Source organism: Streptomyces sp. HB132 (assembly GCF_016909575.1).
GTDB lineage: Bacteria > Actinomycetota > Actinomycetes > Streptomycetales > Streptomycetaceae > Streptomyces.
The window spans coordinates 128,682-148,978 of record NZ_JAFBGA010000008.1 but is presented as its reverse complement, the minus strand read 5'-3'; the positions used below and the strand labels follow the sequence as shown (position 1 = coordinate 148,978).

10 protein-coding genes and 1 pseudogene are annotated in these 20,297 nt (G+C 70.0%); 8 read left to right on the top strand and 3 right to left on the bottom strand.

The features are described from left to right. Window positions 1–29 precede the first annotated feature (29 nt). The 4 genes and pseudogenes from JOC24_RS19535 to JOC24_RS19520 all read left to right on the top strand — a co-directional run bounded on the left by JOC24_RS19535 (window position 30) and on the right by JOC24_RS19520 (window position 14,137). The gene (locus JOC24_RS19535) at window positions 30–6,434 is read left to right on the top strand and encodes a protein kinase domain-containing protein (RefSeq protein ID WP_205021625.1); all 6,405 of its coding nucleotides are present in this window, start codon (window positions 30–32) and stop codon (window positions 6,432–6,434) included. Window positions 6,435–6,476: 42 nt separating this feature from the next. Beyond that, a pseudogene (locus JOC24_RS34235) lies at window positions 6,477–8,216 on the top strand (DEAD/DEAH box helicase family protein); the annotation flags it as partial. Window positions 8,217–9,439: 1,223 nt separating this feature from the next. Continuing rightward, window positions 9,440–13,552 (top strand): Eco57I restriction-modification methylase domain-containing protein, encoded by a 4,113-nt coding sequence (locus tag JOC24_RS19525; RefSeq protein WP_205021623.1) that lies wholly within the window; start codon window positions 9,440–9,442, stop codon window positions 13,550–13,552. Window positions 13,553–13,621: 69 nt separating this feature from the next. Next, window positions 13,622–14,137, top strand: a complete 516-nt coding sequence (locus JOC24_RS19520; protein ID WP_205021622.1) for a hypothetical protein — start codon at window positions 13,622–13,624, stop codon at window positions 14,135–14,137. Between the two features lie 54 nt (window positions 14,138–14,191). On the opposite strand, the gene JOC24_RS19515 is transcribed toward JOC24_RS19520, so the two are convergent. Continuing rightward, window positions 14,192–14,383, bottom strand: a complete 192-nt coding sequence (locus JOC24_RS19515; protein ID WP_205021621.1) for a DUF397 domain-containing protein — start codon at window positions 14,381–14,383, stop codon at window positions 14,192–14,194. Beyond that, window positions 14,380–15,261: a helix-turn-helix domain-containing protein gene (locus tag JOC24_RS19510; protein WP_205021620.1), complete on the bottom strand. Its 882-nt coding sequence runs from the start codon at window positions 15,259–15,261 to the stop codon at window positions 14,380–14,382. The genes JOC24_RS19515 and JOC24_RS19510 overlap by 4 nt, the downstream gene beginning before the upstream one ends. A gap of 174 nt (window positions 15,262–15,435) precedes the next feature. Here JOC24_RS19510 and JOC24_RS19505 point away from each other — a divergent pair, with 174 nt between their 5' ends. Beyond that, a complete protein-coding gene (locus tag JOC24_RS19505) occupies window positions 15,436–15,882 on the top strand; it encodes an ATP-binding protein (protein ID WP_205021619.1) in 447 nt (148 codons plus the stop codon). Between the two features lie 142 nt (window positions 15,883–16,024). Here JOC24_RS19505 and JOC24_RS33395 read toward each other — a convergent pair whose 3' ends face one another. Then, entirely contained in the window at window positions 16,025–17,197 is a 1,173-nt protein-coding gene (locus JOC24_RS33395) for a restriction endonuclease (protein ID WP_205021618.1), read from the bottom strand. Between the two features lie 316 nt (window positions 17,198–17,513). Between JOC24_RS33395 and JOC24_RS19495 the strand changes: the two genes are divergently transcribed. From JOC24_RS19495 to JOC24_RS19485, 3 genes are read left to right on the top strand one after another with little or no spacing between them, the layout of a single operon-like run. Then, window positions 17,514–19,337, top strand: coding sequence for a hypothetical protein (locus JOC24_RS19495; RefSeq protein ID WP_205021617.1), 1,824 nt, complete (start codon window positions 17,514–17,516; stop codon window positions 19,335–19,337). Between the two features lie 38 nt (window positions 19,338–19,375). Further along, complete coding sequence (locus JOC24_RS19490) at window positions 19,376–19,618, top strand: hypothetical protein (RefSeq protein ID WP_205021616.1); 243 nt, start codon at window positions 19,376–19,378, stop codon at window positions 19,616–19,618. Continuing rightward, complete coding sequence (locus JOC24_RS19485) at window positions 19,615–20,250, top strand: nucleotide exchange factor GrpE (RefSeq protein ID WP_205021615.1); 636 nt, start codon at window positions 19,615–19,617, stop codon at window positions 20,248–20,250. The genes JOC24_RS19490 and JOC24_RS19485 overlap by 4 nt, the downstream gene beginning before the upstream one ends. The last annotated feature ends 47 nt before the right edge of the window (window positions 20,251–20,297 follow it).

Genomic DNA, 20,297 nt, shown 5'->3' with positions numbered 1-20,297 from the left:
ATGTGTCGGGTGGGGAACGGGGAGGGCAAGTGAGCCTGGAGACGGTTGACCAACGGTTCCGGATCACGGGGGTCGTGGGCCGCGGGAACATGGGTGAGGTGCACCGGGCGGAGGACCTGCGTGCCGCCCCGGACTCCCCGCACCGCGAGGTCGCCGTCAAGACCGTGTTGCGCGGCCGGACCGGGGTCGCCGTCGACACTTCCGGGTCCGGCAAGGAGATCGACCGTTTCCGCCGCGAAGTGCGGATCATGCGCATGCTCTCCCAGGGGCACCCGAACCTCACCCTGCTGATCGACGGCGGCGTGGACGGGACGCCGGGCGGCAGCGGTCTGCCGTACCTGGCCATGGAGTTGCTGGACGGTCATCCGCTCGCCGACCTCATCGACGAGGAGCCCCAGCTTCCGGTCTCCTGGGCCGCCGCCGTCGGAGCCCAGATCGCCGCGGCTCTCACGGCCGCGCACACGGCCGGGGTCGTCCACCGCGACCTGAAGCCGGCCAATGTGATGCTGACCGGTGACGGCACCCTCAAGGTCCTCGACTTCGGCATGGGCTCGATCGTCGACGATCCCGACCAGACGCGGCTGACCAGCACGGGCGTCAGCGTCGGCACGGCCCGCTACATGGCCCCGGAGCAGTTCCGGGCCGAACCCGTCTCCGCTCTCGCCGACCTCTACGCGCTCGGCTGCATCCTGTACGAACTGCTCATCGGGCGGCCGCCGTTCTCCGCCAGGACGCCCTTCGAGCTCTCCGAGCAGCATCAGCACGAAGCGCCGCCGCAGCTGACCCTGGTGCGCCCGGACCTTCCCGCCGAGCTGGTCCGGCTCGTCGGCCGCCTGCTGGAGAAGGACGCCGACCTGCGGCCCGAGAACGCCGCCCAGGTCCACGACGCCCTGGTCCCGCTCGCGCTCGCGCCGGACGACACCGCTGACCTGCTCGCCCCGCACTGGCGGGTGATGGACCCGGTGGCGCGGCTGCGTTCCCTGCTCCCCGAGCGCACCCCTGCCGCGCCCGCGCCCGTGCCGCGCAGGGAGCCGCGCCTGCCCGAGACGATGGACGTCTTCGGCATCCACGCCGATCTGATCGAGGAGTACGAGGACTTCACCAAGAGCGCGACGGTGATCCGGGACGCCCGGATCGAAGGCTTCGTCGAGGACGACCTGGCGGCGAAGTCGCAGTGGCCCGACCCGTGGCTGTCGCTCAATCCCTTCTTCGCCGACGGCGGCCAGGTCACCGACCTCGTGCGGGACGGCGTGCTGCACCCCAGGTGCGCGGAGATCTTCCAGGCGGGGAAGAAGGAGAACGCGCGGCGCCCGGACGGCCGTCCGCTGACCTTCCACCTCCATCAGCGGCAGGCGATCGAGGCCGCGCAGGCGGGCGACTCCTACGTCCTGACCACCGGCACCGGTTCCGGCAAGTCCCTGGCGTACATCGTCCCGATCGTGGACCGCGTCCTGAAGGAACGTCAGGCGGCCGGCCCCGGCGGGGGCGGGCGGGTTCGCGCGATCGTGGTCTACCCGATGAACGCCCTGGCCAACTCGCAGCTCGGCGAGCTGGAGAAGTACCTGCGCCACGGTTTCGGGACGGGGGGCGAGCCGGTCACCTTCGCCCGTTACACCGGGCAGGAGTCCGACGAACAGCGTCGGGAGCTGCGCAGGAACCCTCCTGACATCCTGCTGACGAACTACGTGATGCTGGAGCTGATGCTGACCCGGCCGGACGACAGGTCCAGCCTGATCCGCATGGCCGAGGGGCTGCAGTTCCTCGTCTTCGACGAGTTGCACACCTACCGCGGCAGGCAGGGCGCGGACGTGGCGTTCCTGATCCGCCGGGTCCGCGAGGCCTGCCGGGCCTCGGCGACCCTGCAGTGCATCGGCACCTCGGCGACCATGTCGACCGAGGGGTCCTGGGAGGACCAGCGGCGCGAGGTGGCCAGGGTCGCCGGCCGGCTGTTCGGTACGACGGTCCTGCCGAAGCGGGTCATCGGCGAGACCCTCGTCCGGGCTACCGAGGAGGCCCCGGCGGACGTGCCCGCCGAGCGGCTGCGGGTTCCGGCGGCACCCCGCTCGTACGACGCGCTGACGAAGGACTCGCTGGCCCGCTGGGTGGAGTCCCGGTTCGGTCTGGAGCGCGAGGAGGGCACGGGGAGGTACCGCCGGTGTGCCCCGGGCACCCTGGAGACGGCGGCCGGAGAGCTGGCCGACTCCTCGGGTGTGGCCGAGGAGAGCGTGCGCGAGGCGATCCGCACCACCCTGGAGGCCGGTGCGCAGGCGAAGCACCCGGTGACGGAACGCCCGCTGTTCGCCTTCCGGCTGCACCAGTTCCTCTCCAAGGGCGACACCGTCTACACGACGCTGGAGGATCCGCTCACCCGCCCCCTCACCCGCACCTACCAGCTGGAGCAGCCCGGCAGCGCCGGCAAGCCGCTGTTCCCGCTGGCGTTCTGCCGCGAGTGCGGCCAGGAGTACCTGACCGTCTGGCGCTCCGAGGAGAGCGGCGCCTTCCGGTACGAGCCGCGCCGGGACACCTCCGCCTCCGGGGGCCGTGAAGGCGAGGGTTATCTGTACCTGGGCGTGCCCGGGGAGGACTACGAGTGGCCCGCCGATGCGCAGAAGGCCGTGGACGACCGGCGGTTGCCGGAGTCGTGGCTCGAACCGGACGCGCAGGGCGTGACCGTCGTCAAGAAGTCCTACCGCCCCCGGGTGCCCAAGCGCGTCGTCGTGGACGCCTTCGGGAACGAGTCGGACGAGGGTCTGGTGGCGGCGTTCGTGCCGGCGCCGTTCCTGTTCTGCGTGCACTGCCAGGTCTCCTACGAGCAGACCCGCGGCCGGGACTTCGCCAAGCTCGCCACCCTCGACCAGGAAGGGCGTTCCTCGGCGACCTCCCTGATCTCCGCGTCGATCGTGAAGTCCCTGCGGGCGGTGCCGGAGGAGAGCCTGGGCAAGGAGGCGCGCAAGCTCCTCACCTTCGTCGACAACCGGCAGGACGCGTCGCTCCAGGCCGGGCACTTCAACGACTTCGCGCAGGTGACCCAGTTGCGCGGCGCCCTCCACCAGGCCGCGGTCCGGGCCGGCGAGGAGGGGCTGCGCCATGACGACCTCGCCGAGGCGGTGACCGAGGTGATGGGGCTGACGCCCCGCGAGTACGCGGCGAACACGAAGCACAGCAAGCTGGCTCCCTCGATGGAGAGCCGTGCGGCGAAGGCCTTCCGTGACGTCGTGGGGTACCGGCTCTACCGCGACCTGGAGCGCGGCTGGCGCATCACGATGCCGAACCTCGAGCAGACGGGGCTGCTGCGCATCGATTACGAGGACCTGGGCTGGATCGCCGCCGAGCCGGACCGCTGGGATTCCGTCCACGCGGCGCTCCGCGACGCGGACCCCGCGCTGCGTGAGGAGATCGCCCGGACGCTGCTCGACTTCATGCGGCGCGCCCTCGCCATCGACGTGCAGTACTTCCGCGACGACTTCGACACCTTGCAGCGGGCGAGCGAGGAGCGCCTCGCGGGTCCGTGGGTGCTGAGCGAGAGCGACCGCCCCACCGTCGGCACCGCCTACCCGTACGGCTCGCGGCCGGGTATGGAGCGCTCCGCGCTGTTCCTGTCGGCCCGCGGCAAGTTCGGCAAGTACCTGCGGCGGAATCTGCCCGAGCTGCGCGACCTCCCCCCGGAGGACGTCCAGGGCATCATCGAGGACCTGCTGAGGGTGCTGCGCGAGGCGGACCTGGTGCGTGAGGTGGAGGCGGCTCCGGAGCACGCCGGCCCGGCCTACCGGCGCCGTGCGGCCCAGAAGCGCATGGGGTTCCGGGTGTCGGCCGCCGCCCTCGTCTGGCGGGCCGGGAACGGCGAGCGGGGCGCGATCGACCCGCTGGCGCGCACGTACAACCGCGGCGAGGGGCCGCGGGTCAACCCGTTCTTCCGTGACCTGTACCGGACGGCGGCGGCCGAGCTGGCGGGCCTGTTCGCCCGGGAGCACACCGCGCAGGTGACGCCGGAGGACCGGCTGGAGCGCGAGCGGGAGTTCCGCTCCGCCGAACTGCCCCTGCTGTACTGCTCGCCGACGATGGAGCTGGGCGTGGACATCTCCTCGCTCAACGCCGTGATGATGCGCAACGTCCCGCCGACCCCGGCGAACTACGCGCAGCGTTCGGGCCGGGCGGGCCGTTCCGGCCAGCCCGCACTCGTGACCACGTACTGCGCCACGGGCAACAGCCACGATCAGTACTACTTCCGCCGCTCCCAGGACATGGTGTCCGGGCAGGTGGCCCCGCCGCGTCTGGACCTCGCCAACGAGGACCTGGTCCGCTCCCATCTGCAGGGCATCTGGCTGGCGGAGACCGGGATGAAGCTCGGCAGGGCGATCCCGGACGTCGTCGACGTCGCCTACGACCCGGACGGCGGCGACCGCCCCGATCCGCACATGGCGCTGGCGCTCCTCCCCCACATCCACGACCTGTCCCTCGACGAGGACGCCCGCCGACGCGCGATCGCGACCGCCCGGACCGTACTGACCCCGCTCATCGGGGACTTCGAGGCCACCACGTGGTGGTACGACGAGTGGATCGAGGACCGGATCGAGCGGGCCCCGCAGGAGTTCCACGCGTCCTTCGACCGGTGGCGGGAGCTGTTCCGGGCGGCCGTCATGGACCAGTACGAGCAGAACAAGCGGGTCGTCGACCACACCCTGACTCCCGGCGAGCAGGGCCGGGCCCGGACCCGCCGGCGCGAGGCGGAGACCCAGACGAACCTGCTGCTGAACCGCTCGTCCGACAGCAAGTCGGTGATGAGCGACTTCAATCCGTACCGCTATCTGGCCTCCGAGGGGTTCCTGCCGGGCTACAGCTTCCCGCGGCTCCCGCTGGCCGCGTACATCCCGCGGTCCGGCAACCGCCGCAACGCCGACGGCGACTACCTGCAGCGTCCCCGGTTCCTCGCGATCCGGGAGTTCGGACCCGGGGCGCTCATCTACCACGAGGGGGCCCGCTACCAGGTCACCCGGGTGCAGCTGCCGCCGGACGCCTCGGGTGACCTGGCGACGGCGGAGGCGAGGCGCTGTGACGGCTGCGGCTACCACTACGCCGTCAAGGTCGGCACGGACGTCTGCACGATGTGCCACGAGCAGCTGACGGGCAAGCGCACCGGCCTGCTCCACCTGCACACCGTGTACACGACCCCGCGTGAGCGGATCTCCTCCGACGAGGAGGAGCGCCGCCGGGCGGGTTTCCGCCTGGAGACCTCGTACGCGTTCCAGGACCACGGCGTCCGCAAGGGGCGTCTCACCTCCCATGTGACCGACCGCGAAGGCGCTCCGGTCCTCGACCTGGACTACGGGGACTCCGCGACGGTCCGCATCACCAACCTCGGCCGGGTACGCGACAAGGAGGGCGAGCCGGACGGCTACTGGCTCGACCTCGGCGACGGCCGCTGGCTCAACGACCGGGCCGCGGCGGACGCCATCGAGGGCACCGGCATGCCGGTGGTCGACGAGGACGGCAACGAGAAGCGCCGCAAGCGGCGTGTCCTGCCCTACGTGGAGGACCGCCGCAACATCCTCGTCGTCACCCTGGACGAGCCGCAGCCCGAGCCGGTGGCCCTGTCGTTCCTGTACGCCCTGGAGCGTGGCATCGAGGCGGCGTTCGAGCTGGAGGACTCCGAGCTGACCGCGGAGCTGCTGCCTCCGGACGACGGCCCGCGCCGCCACCTGCTGTTCACGGAGGCGGCCGAGGGTGGCGCCGGTGTGCTGCGCCGTATCCAGCACGACAAGGACGCCCTCGCCAAGGCGGCCAGGACCGCCATGGAGATCTGCCACTTCGACCCGGAGACCGGCAAGGACGAGGGCGGGCCGTCGGACGACGAGCAGTGCGCCCGCGGCTGCTACGCCTGCCTGCTTTCCTACGCCAACCAGACCCACCACCGCAGGCTGAGCCGGCACAGCGCCCGGCCGCTGCTGGAGCGGCTGGCCGGCGCCCGCACCGAGCGGGAGGACCGGGGAGAGTCCCGCAGCGAACTCTTCCGCAGGCTGGCCCCGGCGGCGGACAGCGCGACCACCGCACCGCAGAACTCCCCGGCCGCGCGCACGGTGGACTCCCCTCCCACGAGCACCCCGGCGCCCTCGCCGACCGTGCTGGAGACGGATCTGGCCGCCTTGGTCGCGGACGGCGATCTGCTCGGCTGGCTCAGGGCGAAGGGCTACCGGCTCCCCGACGAGGTCAAGACCCTGGCCCCGGAGGCGGGAGCCTGCCCCGACCTCGTCTTCCGCCTGGACGGTGCCAGCCTCGCCGTGTTCGTCGACGTCCCCGGCCACCCGGCCGACGCGACCCGCGACCTGGAGGCCGGCTACCGGCTGGAGGACGCGGGCTGGGACGTCGTCCGCTTCCCCACGGACGCGGACTGGGACGCCATCACCGGCCACCAGGCCGCCTACTTCCACCTGCGCTGACCGCGCCGCCCTCTTCCGGATCTCCAGAAACTGAGACATCTCATGAGCCTCACGTACACAGCCGGCTCGCTGGTCGCCGCCCGTGGCCGGGAATGGGTGGTGCTGCCCGAGAGCGCCGCCGACATGCTGGTGCTGCGCCCCCTGGGTGGGAGCGAGGACGACGTCGCGGCCGTCTTTCCCTCCTTCGAGGAGGTGCGTCCGGCCGAGTTCGCACCGCCGAGCCCGTCCGACCTGGGCGACCAGCGGGCCGCCGGTCTGCTGCGCACGGCGCTGCGCATCGGCTTCCGTTCGGGGGCGGGTCCGTTCCGTTCCCTGGCGTCGATCGCCGTGGAACCCCGGGCCTACCAGCTGGTCCCGCTGCTGATGGCGCTGCGGCAGCGCACCGTACGGCTGCTGATCTCGGACGACGTCGGCATCGGCAAGACGATCGAGGCGGGGCTCATCGCCAAGGAGCTGCTGGCACAGGGCGAGGCGACGCGGCTGGCGGTGCTGTGCTCCCCGTCGCTGGCCGAGCAGTGGCAGGGCGAGCTGCGGGAGAAGTTCGGCATCGACGCCGAACTGGTCCTGGCCTCCACGGTGTCGCGGCTGGAACGCGGGCTGGAGCTGGGCCAGTCCCTGTTCGACAGGCACCCGTACACGATCATCTCGACGGACTTCATCAAGTCGACCCGGCACCGTGAGGACTTCCTCAGGCACTGCCCCGACCTGGTGATCGTCGACGAGGCGCACTCCTGCGTGGCCGCCGACGACGCGACGCAGGGCGGCGCGTCCTCCGCGTCGAACCAGCTCCGCTACGAGCTGCTGCGGAAGGTCTCCGCCGACGCCGACCGCCATCTGCTGCTGCTGACGGCGACCCCGCACTCCGGCAAGGAGTCCGCCTTCCGCAACCTGCTGGGTCTGGTACGGCCCGAACTGGCGACCCTGGACCTGGAGTCCCCGGCGGGGCGGGCGAAGCTCGCCGAGCACTTCGTGGCCCGCAAGCGCGCCGACGTCCGCACCTACCTCACCAAGGAGGACGGTCTCACCGACGACTCGCTGGCCGAGCGGACCGCCTTCCCCTCGGACCGCTGGACGAAGGACGAGCCGTACAAGCTGACACCGGCCTACCGGGCGCTGCTCGACGACGCCATCGCCTACGCGCGTGACCGGGTCGCGGAGGCCGGTGAGCAGGGGAAGCGGGAAGCCCGGATCGCGTGGTGGTCGGTGATCGCGCTGCTGCGCTCGATGGTGTCCTCCCCGGCCGCCGCCGCGCAGACGCTGAAGACCCGCTCCGAGTCGGCCGTCGCCCGCACCGCGCACGAGGCGGACCTGCTGGGTGCCTCGGTGGCCGCCGACTCCGCGGACAACGACCGGCTGGAGGGCATGGACGTCGCACCGGGTGCCGCCGAGTCCGAGGACGCCGGCGCCCGGCTGCTCGAACTCGCCTCGCGGGCGGCGGAGTTGGTCGGCCCCGCCGAGGACGCGAAGCTGAAGGCACTCACCCGCCACCTGAAGGGCCTGATCGCCGAGGGCTACCACCCGATCGTCTTCTGCCGCTACATCCCGACGGCGACGTACCTCGCCGATCAGCTCGACGGCAAGCTCGGCAAGAAGACGAAGATCGCCGCCGTGACCGGAACCCTCTCCCCGCAGCAGCGTCTTGAGCGCATCGAGCAGCTCGCCGCCGAGGCCGCAGAGGCCGCAGAGGCCGGCGACCCGGCTGCCCGCCGGGTGCTGATCGCCACCGACTGCCTGTCCGAGGGCGTCAACCTCCAGCACCACTTCGACGCGGTCGTCCACTACGACCTGGCGTGGAACCCGACCCGGCACGACCAGCGGGAGGGACGCGTCGACCGCTACGGCCAGAAGCGCGACCAGGTTCGCGTCATCACCATGTACGGCGAGGACAACGGCATCGACGGCAAGGTCCTGGAGGTGCTGTTCAAGAAGCACCGGCAGATCAAGAAGGACCTGGGCATCTCCGTCTCCGTCCCCGACGAGACCGCGTCCGGTGTCACCGACGCGGTGGTGGAGTGGCTGCTGCTGCACGGGCGGCAGGGCAGCCAGGAGAGCCTGTTCGACATGGAGGACGGCCACCAGGAGTCCTTCGACCGCATCGAGCGCGAGTGGTCCTCGGCGGCCGAGCGGGAGAAGACCTCCCGCTCGAAGTACGCCCAGCGCGCGATCCACCCGGAGGAGGTGGCCCGCGAGGTCGCCGCCGTGCGGGCCGCGCTCGGCGGCGCGGAGGAGGTCCGTGGTTTCGCCCTGGAGGCCCTGCGCGACCTGGACGCGCTGGTCCGTGACCCACGCGACGGCACCGGTGACTTCACCGCCCAGGCCGGCGGCACCCCGGCGGGCCTGCGGGACGCGCTCGCAGCGACCCTGGGCAACCGGCTCGTCGAGGAGAACCGCGAGATCCCCTTCCGCACCACCCCGGCGATCGCCCGCGGCGAGGCCGCCCTGGTCCGCACCGACCCGGCGATCGGCGCCATCGCCTCCTACGTCCTGGACTCGGCGCTGGACGTGAAGGCGCTCGGCCCCCGCCCGGCACGGCGCTGCGGCGTCGTCACCACGGACGCGGTCACCACCCGCACCACGCTCCTGCTGGTCCGCTACCGCTTCCACCTCACCCTCCCGTCCCGCACCGGCGAACGGCAGGTCGTCGCCGAGGACGCACGCCTCCTCGCCTTCGAGGGGATGCCGTCGCGCGCCCGCTGGCTCGACGACGACGCGGCCGCTGCCCTCCTCGCGGCCCGCGCCGTGGCGAACACCCACGAGCAGTCCGCCCACAACGCCATCTCCCGTGCCCTGGACGGCCTGGGGGACCTCGCCGCACACCTCACGGAGTACGGCACGAATCTGGCCGCCGAGCTCGACGCCTCGCACCGCCGGGTGCGCAAGGCCAACGAGGAGATCGTCCGCGGCCTGAAGGTCGTCCCGCAGGAACCCGCCGACGTCCTCGGCGTGTACGTCTACCTGCCGCCCGTCGCCCCCGCCGCCTCTACCGTGTCCGGAGCCGAAGCCTGATGTCCGCCGCCACCCGCACCGCCCTGGCCTTCACCGCCGTCACCACGGTCGGCGGCCTGCTCCCCGCCGACATGCTGCTGCGCATCGCCGAGGCACGGAACCTGCCGGGCACCAGGCCCGCCGACTACGGCCTGCCCGCCTCCGTCCCCGTGCGCGACGAGGCCGAGCGCGCCTGGGAGTACCTCAAGCCGCTCTGGCGCGACCTGCGCACCGCCCTGCCCGCCGACCCGAAGACCGGCGCACCGGCCGCGGACCCGACCGGCCGGGCCGGCACCGACTGGCTGGCCCAGCTCTTCCGCAAGCTGGACTTCGGCGCGCTGACCGAGGTCGGCGCGCCGGGCATCCCGGCCGACGCCGACCCGGACAAGCACTTCCCGGTCTCCCACCGCCACGGCCCGGCCCTCGTCCACCAGGTCCCCTGGAACCAGGAGCTCGACAAGCGCCTGACCTTCGGCCAGGTACCGCCGCAGTCCATGCTCCAGGACTGCCTCAACCGCACCGAGGCCCACCTGTGGGCGGTCCTCACCAACGGCCGCCGGGTGCGGCTGTTGCGCGACTCGTCGTCCTTCGCGACCGCCGCGTACGTGGAGTTCGACCTGGAAGCCATCTTCGACGGCGAGCTGTTCAGCGAGTTCGTGCTGCTGTACTGCGTGCTGCACGCGTCCCGGTTCGCGGTGGCCGAGGGGGCGGCGGCTTCGGGGTGCTGGCTGGAGAAGTGGCGCGCCGAGGCCGTCAGCTCCGGCGCCCGCGCCCTGGACCAGCTGCGCCTGGGGGTGCAGAACGCCCTCACCGCTCTCGGCACCGGCTTCCTGCGCCACCCGGACAACACCCGGCTGCGCGAGGACACCGACCCGAAGGCACTGCGGGACGCCCTGCTGCGCCTGGTCTACCGCCTGCTGTTCGTCTTCGTCGCCGAGGACCGCGGGGCCCTGCTCGACCCGAAGGCCGACGAGCGGCAGCGGGGCGCGTACGAGCGGTACTTCTCCTCGGCCCGGTTGCGTGAGCGCGCCCGCCGGCGCCAGGGCACCGCCCATGGTGACCAGTACGAGGCGCTGCGCCTCGTCCTCGACGCCCTCGGCAAGGAGGGCGGCCGCCCCGAACTGGGCCTGCCCGGCCTCGGTGGCCTGTTCTCCCCCAAGGAGACCGATGCCCCGCTGGACGGCCTGAAGCTGTCCAACGAGTCGCTGCTCGCCGCAGTCCGCCACCTCGCCCAGATGCGTGACCCGGGCGCCCGCCGCTGGCGCCCCATCGACTACCGGCACCTGGACGCCGAGGAACTGGGCTCGGTCTACGAGTCCTTGCTGGAGCTGGAGCCCAAGCACTCCGCCACGGACCGCACCTTCGAACTCATCGAGGTCGCGGGCAACAGCCGCAAGACGACGGGCAGTTACTACACCCCGTCCTCGCTCATCGAGTGTCTGCTCGACACGACGCTCGACCCGGTGATAGACGACGCGGTCAAGCGCGGCGAACAGCGCGCCACGGAGGCCGGCCACCCCGACCCGACCGACGACATCGTGGACGAGCTGCTGTCCCTGACGGTCTGCGACCCGGCTTGCGGCTCCGGGCACTTCCTCGTCGCCTCGGCCCGCCGCATCGCCAAGCGCGTGGCGTCGGTGCGCGAGCGCAACCCGGAGCCGACGGTCGACGCGGTGCGGCACGCGCTGCACCAGGTCGTCGCCCGCTGCGTCTACGGCGTGGACCTCAACCCGATGGCCGTGGAGCTGGCGAAGGTCTCGCTCTGGCTGGAGGCGATGGAACCGGGCAAGGCGCTGGGGTTCCTGGACGCGCATGTGAAGCACGGCAACGGCCTGATCGGGGCAACGCCGAAACTGCTGGCGGACGGCGTCCCGGACGACGCGTTCAAGCCGATCGAGGGCGACGACCGGAAGTACGCGGCCGGGCTGGTCAAGCGCAACAAGGTCCAGCGCGGCGGCCAGGACGAGCTGCTCTTCGACACGGAGACGCTGCCGGGCAACGACCGTTACGCCGCCGAACTCGCCCGCATCACCACGGCCCCGTCTGACCTCCTGGAACAGGTCCGGGCGCAGGAGTCCGCCTACCGCGCCCACACGGAGTCGGCCGCGTACATCGACGACGTGCACGCCGCCGACGCCTGGTGCGCCGCCTTCGTCTGGCCCAAGCGCGACGGCGCCCCCGAGGCGCCGACCGACCAGGTGTTCCGCGCATTGCGGAGCCGTAACCAGTCCGCGGTGCCGGACACCACCCACGCGGAAATCCGGAAGCTGAGGGAGCAGTACCGCTTCTTCCACTGGCACCTGGAGTTCCCCAAGGTGTTCGCGGTCCCGGAGTCGAGAGCCGGTGTCCAGCCGGGGACGGGGTGGGCCGGCGGATTCGACGCGGTGGTGGGGAACCCGCCGTGGGACAGTGTGAATTTCCCCGAGACAGAGTTTTTTGCTGTGCGCGCGCCGGGAATCGCAGAAATCAATAACACGGCAGCCAGAAAGAAGAAGATTCAGGCGCTCAAGGACAGTCCGGATACAGCTAAACTCTATTTCGAGTACGAAGCAGCAAAGCGCCAGGTGTATGGAGAGAGTCACTTTCTCCGCACCTCTAGCAGACACCCTTTGACCGGCCAGGGAAATCTCAACCTCTACGCCTTGTTCGCCGAGAACGACCGCGTTCTGACATCTCACCGTGGCCGCACAGGAGTGATCGTTCCGACTGGCATCGCAACTGATGCTCGAACACAGTACTTTTTCAAAGACCTTATCGCATCACAGTCTTTGTCGGCACTTTTCGACTTCGAAAACCGCAGTGGACTTTTTCCAGATGTCGATTCTCGCATGAAGTTCTGTGTACTTTCAATGACAGGGAAAAATGTTCGCCAGCCCATCGCTCAATTCGGCTTCTTCCTGCACGATCCAACCGAGTTGACCGACCCGGAGAAGACGTTCCCACTATCAGCAGAAGAGATCAACCTTCTAAATCCCAATACTGGCACCTGCCCTGTTTTCCGTTCCCGACGCGATGCCGAAATCACTCTCGGAATCTATCGACGCGTGCCCGTCCTCCTCGACGCATCAAAGGGGCCCGCTGGGAACCCTTGGGGAGTCTCCTTCCTGCGCATGTTCGACATGTCGCACGAATCCCACCTCTTCCGCCCCGATATTCAGAATGGCGAGACGTTCGACGATCTCCTCAGGGACGGCTGGCGCCTTGACCGCAACATACTGGTCCGCGGCGGGGAGCGCCTTCTCCCGCTCTATGAGGCGAAGATGGCAGACTTCTACAACCATCGCGTGGCCGATGTGGTCAAGAGCGAAACAGCAACGAAGCGGCAAAATCAGCCAAGATACTTGACCGCCCGAGACCTCGATGACCCGGACCGCCTACCTCAGCCATTGAATTGGGTACCCGAAACTGACGTGACCATTAGCGGACGCCAGTACAAGGGGGTAGCTAAAAGACTGTCCGATCAAGGCTGGGAGCAGAAGTGGCTTCTTGGGTGGCGTGACATCACTTCGGCCACTAACGAGAGAACCACAATCGTTGGCCCCATTCCGTACGCTGGCGTTGGCAACAGCCTGCCTGTATCGATCACGAGAAGCGACCTGTCGAAATCCGTACCAGCACTTTGTGCGGCGGCAACATCGACGGTGTTCGACTTCATCGCGCGATTCAAGGTAGGTGGGACTCACCTCAATTTCTTCATTACGTATCAGCTCCCTTTGCCGAACCCTAAGCAGATGGAGCCCCATCTCAGCTTCATCACGCCCCGAGTCCTCGAACTCACCTACACTGCACATGACATGACCCCTTTCGCCCGCGACCTCGGCGACACGGGCACCCCCTTCCACTGGGACGAGGACCGCCGATCCGTAATCCGTGCCGAGCTGGACGCACTCTTCTTCCACCTCTACGGAATCAGTCGCGACGACGTGTCATACATCCTGAATACGTTTCCCATCCTTAAACGAAAAGACGAGGAGAAGTACGGTGAGTACCGCACCAAGAACCTGACCCTCGCCGAGTACGACCGGATGGCCACCGCCGGCCTCACCCTCGAAACCCCGCTAACCGAGGGCGAGTCCGGCACCTACCGGTCCACCCTCACCCTGTCCCCCGGCCAGGGCCCTCGTCACGACTGACCCGCTCTTGGGTGGCCGCATCTGCGGTCACCCAGGGGCGCCCCTCGCTCATCCAAGGAACCAACGCACGTGGTACGTCGAAGCCAGAGCAGCAACCCTCGTTCGGTCGTCGTCCTGACCTCCGGTACGGATTGGGGCACCCGTGCCGCCGGACAGAAGCGGAGCAGCGGGGCCGAGACCCCGATACCCCAACGGCAGCCCGCGAAGATCAAGGCCTTGCAGCAAGCCGTCAGGCTGGCCAACCTGGCCATCGACAAGAAGCACTGGACCGCAGCGCGCTACGCGCTCAGCCGGGCCCGCACCCTGGCTAACGCCCTCCCCGCCAACGTGGCCGTTCGAGAACGCGAGAAACTCTCAGCGGCACGCAAGCGGCACGCGGCGCGCAACACACCGGCCGCGAAGAACGCCAGGCAGGCGAAGGCGAAGGCGGCGCCGGCCAAGCGTGCGGGCGGCAAGAAGCCCGCCCCGAAGAAGCCCACGGCGAAGAAGGCCGCGCAGAAGCCTAAGCCCGCGCCCGTTCGCGACCTCGGTGACCGTTTCATCAACCGCGCGGCCCTCGGTTACACCGAGACCAAGGGTTCCTGAGCACGACGAAAGTGTGCCGTCCACCGCTCGGCCCGACGGCACACCTTCTGTCGCTCAGCGCTCCGACGCGAACCGCACGAACTCTCCCCAGCCTTCGCGGCCCACCGCGAAGGCCGGGCGGGTCACGTCCTTCGAGTCCCTTACGTATACGCCCTGTTCGGCGACCGCGACCTCCACGCAACTGTCACCCTGGGTGCCGCTGTAGCTGGACTTAAACCAGGCGAGTTCCGTCGTACCGCTGCTCATCGCTCTCCTCGAAGTCGCTCCAGCAGGTCCCGGGATTCCTTGGGATTGAGGGCCTGCGAGCGCAGTGTGTCATAGCGACGACAGAGCAGGCTCACCTCTTTCGGGTCGGAGATCAGTCGCCCGTTCTGCTGCCCTTCGGAGTATCCGAGCCGTCGCCCCTCCGCGGTTTCCACCAGTTGGACAGGGCCGTCCAGGCACCCGTGGAACGGCAACTCCAGCGGCACCACCTGAAACGTCACGTTGCGCGGTGCGGTCAGCTCAAGCACATGGTCCAGCATGTTCGCCTGTACGTGCGCTCCCCCGAGTCGCCGCCGGAGAACCGACTCCTCCACGATGAAGCTGAATGGCACGGTCGGCCGCTCCCGCAACATCGCCTGACGCTCCATCCGCGCAGTGAGCTGTGCCTCCGCCTGCTCATCGGTCAGCAACGGGATGCTGTTGTCGAACACGGCCCGCGCGTACGCCTCCGACTGCAACAACCCCGGCACCAGCCGGCACTCGTACGTGCACAGGCTCACCGCCTCACGCTCCAGCCGCGCCCACCGCCGGAACCATGCCGCGAGCCCGGCCTCGCCCCGGGTGAGATGACAGGCGGCCTTCTGCAGGGCACCGGTGTTGCCCAGCGCTTCCTCCGCACGCTCCACGAACACCTCGTCCGGCATGCGTCGGCCCAACTCCACCGACTCCACCGTGTGTTTGGAGTACTGGACCCGGGCGCCGAGCTCGATCCGGCTGAGCCCCGCGTGTTCGCGCAGCGCCTGGACGACCGCGCCGAACGTGCGCAGACTGTCGGACGGATGAGGTTCCCGCTCCCACTCCCCCGCCGGAACCCCCTGCGCGCCGACGCCCCCGGCCGCCTCCCCCACACCGATGCTCATCCGGCCCCCGCCTCTCTCCGCATCGCACCGCGACGGCTCCTGACACCGCCCCGGGCTCACCACTCAGCGTGACGGAAGCCGCACCGTACTGTCCACTCTTCGTGCCCGTACGCTGACTCCGCGTACGGGGTGTGGCTCTCGCTCCCAGGCGCGTCCTGCCGTCACTCTGGCGCCATGAACCACGCGCTGCCCCAAGTTGGCTGCCCCACCCGCACCTTCTCCCAGCTCCTGTCGTCCACGCGACGCGGCGCCCGGCTGGCCAGACTGCTCGCCGGGACCGAGCTGAGGTCCTGGGGTGCCCCGCAGGAACTCACGGAGCGTGCCGAGCTCGTGGTCGCGGAGCTCGCGGCCAACGCCGTCCTCCACGGCCTCGTACCAGGTCGGTGCTTCCGGCTCACCCTCGCCTACGACCCGGCGGCCGGCCGCCTCCGCGTCGAAGTGACCGACGCCCGCGGGGAGGTGTACCCGCAGCCCGCTCCGGCGGACACCGACCCCGAGGCGCTGCACTCCGGCGGCCGGGGCCTGCTGCTCGTCACCGCCCTCACCGACCACTGGGACTGCGTACCCCACCCACCCGGCGGCAAGACCGTCCGGGCCGAGCTTCACGGCACCACATCGTGATCCCGTCGGCGCAAGAGCGGGTGACGGCTGTCTTCAGCGGGCGCTTGCACCCGGCCGGGCCCTCAAGCCGGTGCTGGTACCCAGCGAGTCCTCGAACGGCGACTACAGATGCACTCGGCCTCAAGAGAGGAACGCCTGACCGTCAGGTACGCATCCCCAGTTTGAGGGCGGCTTCGCGGGCCTTCTCGTCGGCCATGGCTATGAACCGTTTCCGCGTGCCGTACGTCTGGAAGTCGGCCTGAGACTTGACCAGCAAGGAGGCCGCCCGCTCCGTCAGCTTGTGCGCCGCTTGCAGCGACTTGATGAGGTCCTTGGTGTACCGGTTGGACGGCAGGGCGTGCACCTCACTGGTGCGTGCACGGACGCGAGTGATCAGGCGGAGCACGGTCTGCCGCTGGGCATCCAACTCGGCGGCACGCTGACTCGCGCGCCCAGTCGGCGTCCAGCCTCGCCCCGAAGCTGCCTGGTCGGGACTGGAGATCATTCGGCTCCCTCCGGCGGGCGGGGCCGGACGAGCGGACAAGCCAACCGCTGCCGGGTTGAGCGGAGTGATGTGACCGAGTTCCGGGAGGGAGAACAGCGCGACTTCCCTCTCGTCGGCAAACTGCCGGGCGCTGGCCGTGTAGCCACCGGATGCATAGAACAGCAGGTGGTGGTGCGAGTCCGCTACTCCCCGCAGTTCTCGAATGGGTCCGACACCGATCGGCTGGCTGTAGTGCTTCACCTGCGCCACGGCGTCGCGGGCGACCACGTCGATGCCGCCGTCCGCGCCGGCGCCCGTCACCCGCGCGTCGGTGAAGCCGAGACTGCGCATGTGGTCAGCGGCGGCGAGCTCGGCGTCCTGCCATGTGCGGATGCTCCTTGTGTGGAAACTTTCCCGCGCTGAGCGTGTACTTCCTTCCGCATACGGGGGTGCGGGGGCCTGGCCGGGTGACCTTCGGCCCGGTCCTGTCATCCCGAACAGCTCGTGGTCGTGCTGCGCGACGCGCGGAGGTGCACCAGAGACGTTGCCGTTGCTGCGCCGCCCGGCGTCGGCCAGAGCCCTGGCCGCGGCCGGAGAGAGGGAACTGAGCTCTATCGCGCCTTCGGGGCCGTCGAGTACGACCGCCTCTCCGAACCGGGAAGCGCCTCTCCCCTCAAGGAAGGTAAGGGGACGGCGCAGTTCCATGTGGGCCACCTTGAAGGTGCCCCGCCACAGGAGGAGACGTCGACCGGTCAGCGCGCCATGGAACCGGAGCGTGGTGAACAGTAGCTCGACCCGTTCGTTTGGCTCCAGACGCGCCAATAACTGGTCGGCTTGCGGAGAGTTGGCCACCCAGCCGCTACCGCGAACGGCAGCGGAGGTGCGAGGGTCGTTGCGGAGACTTGACACCGTCTCATTTTGCCTCAACTCCCCACGCCTGACATGGGTTCCGGCGTGGATTCGGTGTGACGCAGGCCGGTAGGTCAGATGTCATGACGCCATCTTCACAAGGGGTGCGTGCCCGTGAACCACTGCTGGTACCGCCAACAGGAAGTATCGCCGCACGGGATTCGGCCACCCCACACCATAAGCGTGTTGACGGCGCCAACACATCTACTTACGGTGGCCATTGCCATGCAGGGGGATCAGGGGGCAATGAGCCGTGAGGGTGGACGATGCCGGTGGATCTGGCCGGACCGTCACTGGTGCCCGACTGCTCGACGAGGCCGAGCGCGCCTTCTTGCGCGCCGACTTCGGCGTCGTGCGACCACTTGTGCAGCGATTCCACAGTGAGTTCGGCACACCCGACACCGACGACGCTGCGGTGCGGTACGCCGTGCTCCGCGCCGCGCTGGCCGCGCGGGTCGGGAACTGGCCGGAGGCTGTCCAGCGGTGCCCTGACAGCGAGTTGGATCTGGCGGCAACGGGGGTCGTGCACGCCCTTGCGGTGGGTACTCTCCGTCGGCTGGGCGAAGAGGGCGGACGGCACGACGATGCCGGCACAGCGGCCCTCGCGATCGTGCTGTGGGCACACCTCCTGGACGAGGACGACCCGGGCGACTTCCGTGCGTTGCTCACCGGGCGGCGCTGCACTCCTGTGCCCGACGAACTCTGGGAGAAGGCCCGTGGTCAACTACTCGGGCGCATCACCGATCTGCTGCACGCCCTGGATGTCCGGGGCGGCCGAGACGCCCTTGCCGCATGGGAGACGGCCTGGGAGGCCGAGCGCTCCGGCCCCGAGGTCATCCCGGCAGACGTAGGAACCGACGGCCTGATCCCGCTCGGGCATGCCGCCTGGCATCTCGTGGGCCACGGCCGCCATGTCGTCCTCCTCGAGGCCTACACCGCCCGGCACCCCGACCCCTCCACCTGGATCGCGGACTCGCCCGATCACCGCGGGTGTGCAGACGCTCTCGCCCGGGCCCTCGCCCAGCGGGGTCAGGACAGGGTGCTGGGCGGGGAGTGGAGCGAGGCGCTCGCAGACTTCAGCACGGCGGCGCGACTCGGGCACACCCTCGACGCCAAGGATCAGGCGGCTGTACTGCGCGCGGGGAAGAACGTCGGACGGCGCCGCAACGGGCGCGGCCACTCCCCCGTCACACGGATCCACGGCCTGGAACTCGCGCACGCACTGCTCCCCGGGGACGGCTCACAGGCCGCCGAGCTCACCGCTGAGCTGGTCCGCCAGGGCAGGAAAGTCTTCGACAGCGACCCTCGGCAGAGCAGGAACCGCTTCGCGCGGGCCCTGGTCGTATCGCCCCATGCGCCGGATGCCAGGTGCGGCCTCGACGACCATCTGCGAGCAGACCTGCGTCGGGTACTCGACGGGGCGCAACCTCAGGAGACGATCCGTGCAGCCGCCGTGCGCGACCTGCTCCGGCGCGACCCGGACGGCGCGCCGGGCCGGGAGTGGCTGACGCGCCACTACGTCGGGCAGGTCGTGGCCGCCGCGTCCCGCGGGCTTACGTCAGTGGCGCGGACCGCCGTGCGCAAGGTGATCCAGTACAGCGAGACCCGGTCCCCTCACAGTGAGGAACTCGTCGACGACGTGCTCGTCGACCTGCTGATCGACGCGTCCCTGTCTTCCGATGCCGACAGTGCGCGAGCGTGGATGGAACACCGCGTGGCCCTGCTGAGCACCGCCGCCGGTGTCGCGGGCCCGGCCCGTGGACACGTCACGGAGGAACGCGACGCCGCGGTGCTCGACCTCGCCGAACACCTTGAAGCAGAGGCGTCGCCGTCGGACGTGATCGAGCTGTTCCTCCGGGACCTGATGCGGATCGGCGTCAGTGCGCGCTTCGACCAGACCGTGGAATCCGCCTATCTGCGCCGCGCCTCGACGCGCGAGGCAGAGGGAGACTTCGGCGGGGCGCAGCGCGACCGTGCGTGTGCGGAACGGATCGGCGCCGGACTTTCCGACCAGGGCCTGCTGTTCGGTCCCTCCCCCCGACGCCGCCGCGACCACGACTCCGGACAGGAATCCCTCTTTTGACCGTCGACGAAGCCGACTCGGGCACAGGGGACGACGCAATGCCGTCTGTTCCATGGTTCGGTCCCACTTTGCACGAACTCGTGCCCGGCACCGTGCCGGGCACCCGGCCCCCGGCCCTGCGCAGGCAGGCGGCACAGGCCCTCACCGCCGCAAGGCAGGACCCGGTCAGGCAAGGGCTCATCCGTGGGGCCGACCAGGCCTCCCGCAGTGCGGTCGACTCCCTCGTCGCCGAAATGCTCACGCCGCCCCTGCCCGGCCATGACACCGAGGAACTCCCGTGAACGATCCCGCTCCGAGCGCTCCTGCCGGCCCTCCGTCCGAACTGGACAAACTGCGTCGCCGGGTCGAGGCGCTGTCCCATAAACGCGACAAGGCCGAAGCCCGGCTGCACGCACTGCTGGGAGCCCTGCTGCCACTGGACGACCTGCTCGCCGACACGCGTCGCCGGACCGGCGCTCTGCACGAGGCACGGTCCGCACGCGAGGCGACCTCGGCTGCCGTCGCACTGAGCGAGCAGATCGACGCGGCCCACGTGATGCTGCGGAGCGAATTCGCGCGCAACGACGTCAGTCCGATGGACGCGGTGGGCAGGGCCGTCGATCCGGCGGAGATGCGCGTCGTCGGGACTGCGCCACATCCCTCCGCCCCGGACGGCATGGTGCTGCAGGAGAGGGTCACCGGCTTCCGCCTGGGCAACTCCACCCTTCGGTCCGCGCAGGTGGTCGTCGCCGCGCCGGGCCCCGTCCCGGAACCCACCGTGGTCCCGGCAAGCGCGGACAGCACGGATCCGGCGGTCTCCGAAGGGAGCTCGTCCGGGGGCAAGCGGACTCAGCCACGGCGTACCACCCGTTCCGGGCGGCAGCTGCCGCGTAAACCATCGGCGAGGCGAGGGCGTCGCACCCGTCGCGCCTGAATCTGCCGCCGCACTTCGTCGACGCACCTGCCCGCAGCGCACCCGGC

What these genes read in the sequence shown, in the direction of transcription:
- JOC24_RS19525 (WP_205021623.1), top strand. Translation starts at nt 9,440, where the DNA reads ATGTCCGCCGCCACCCGCACCGCCCTGGCCTTCACCGCCGTCACCACG.
- JOC24_RS19515 (WP_205021621.1), bottom strand. Translation starts at nt 14,383, where the DNA reads ATGAGCAGCGGTACGACGGAACTCGCCTGGTTTAAGTCCAGCTACAGC.
- JOC24_RS19510 (WP_205021620.1), bottom strand. Translation starts at nt 15,261, where the DNA reads ATGAGCATCGGTGTGGGGGAGGCGGCCGGGGGCGTCGGCGCGCAGGGG.
- JOC24_RS19505 (WP_205021619.1), top strand. Translation starts at nt 15,436, where the DNA reads ATGAACCACGCGCTGCCCCAAGTTGGCTGCCCCACCCGCACCTTCTCC.
- JOC24_RS19490 (WP_205021616.1), top strand. Translation starts at nt 19,376, where the DNA reads ATGCCGTCTGTTCCATGGTTCGGTCCCACTTTGCACGAACTCGTGCCC.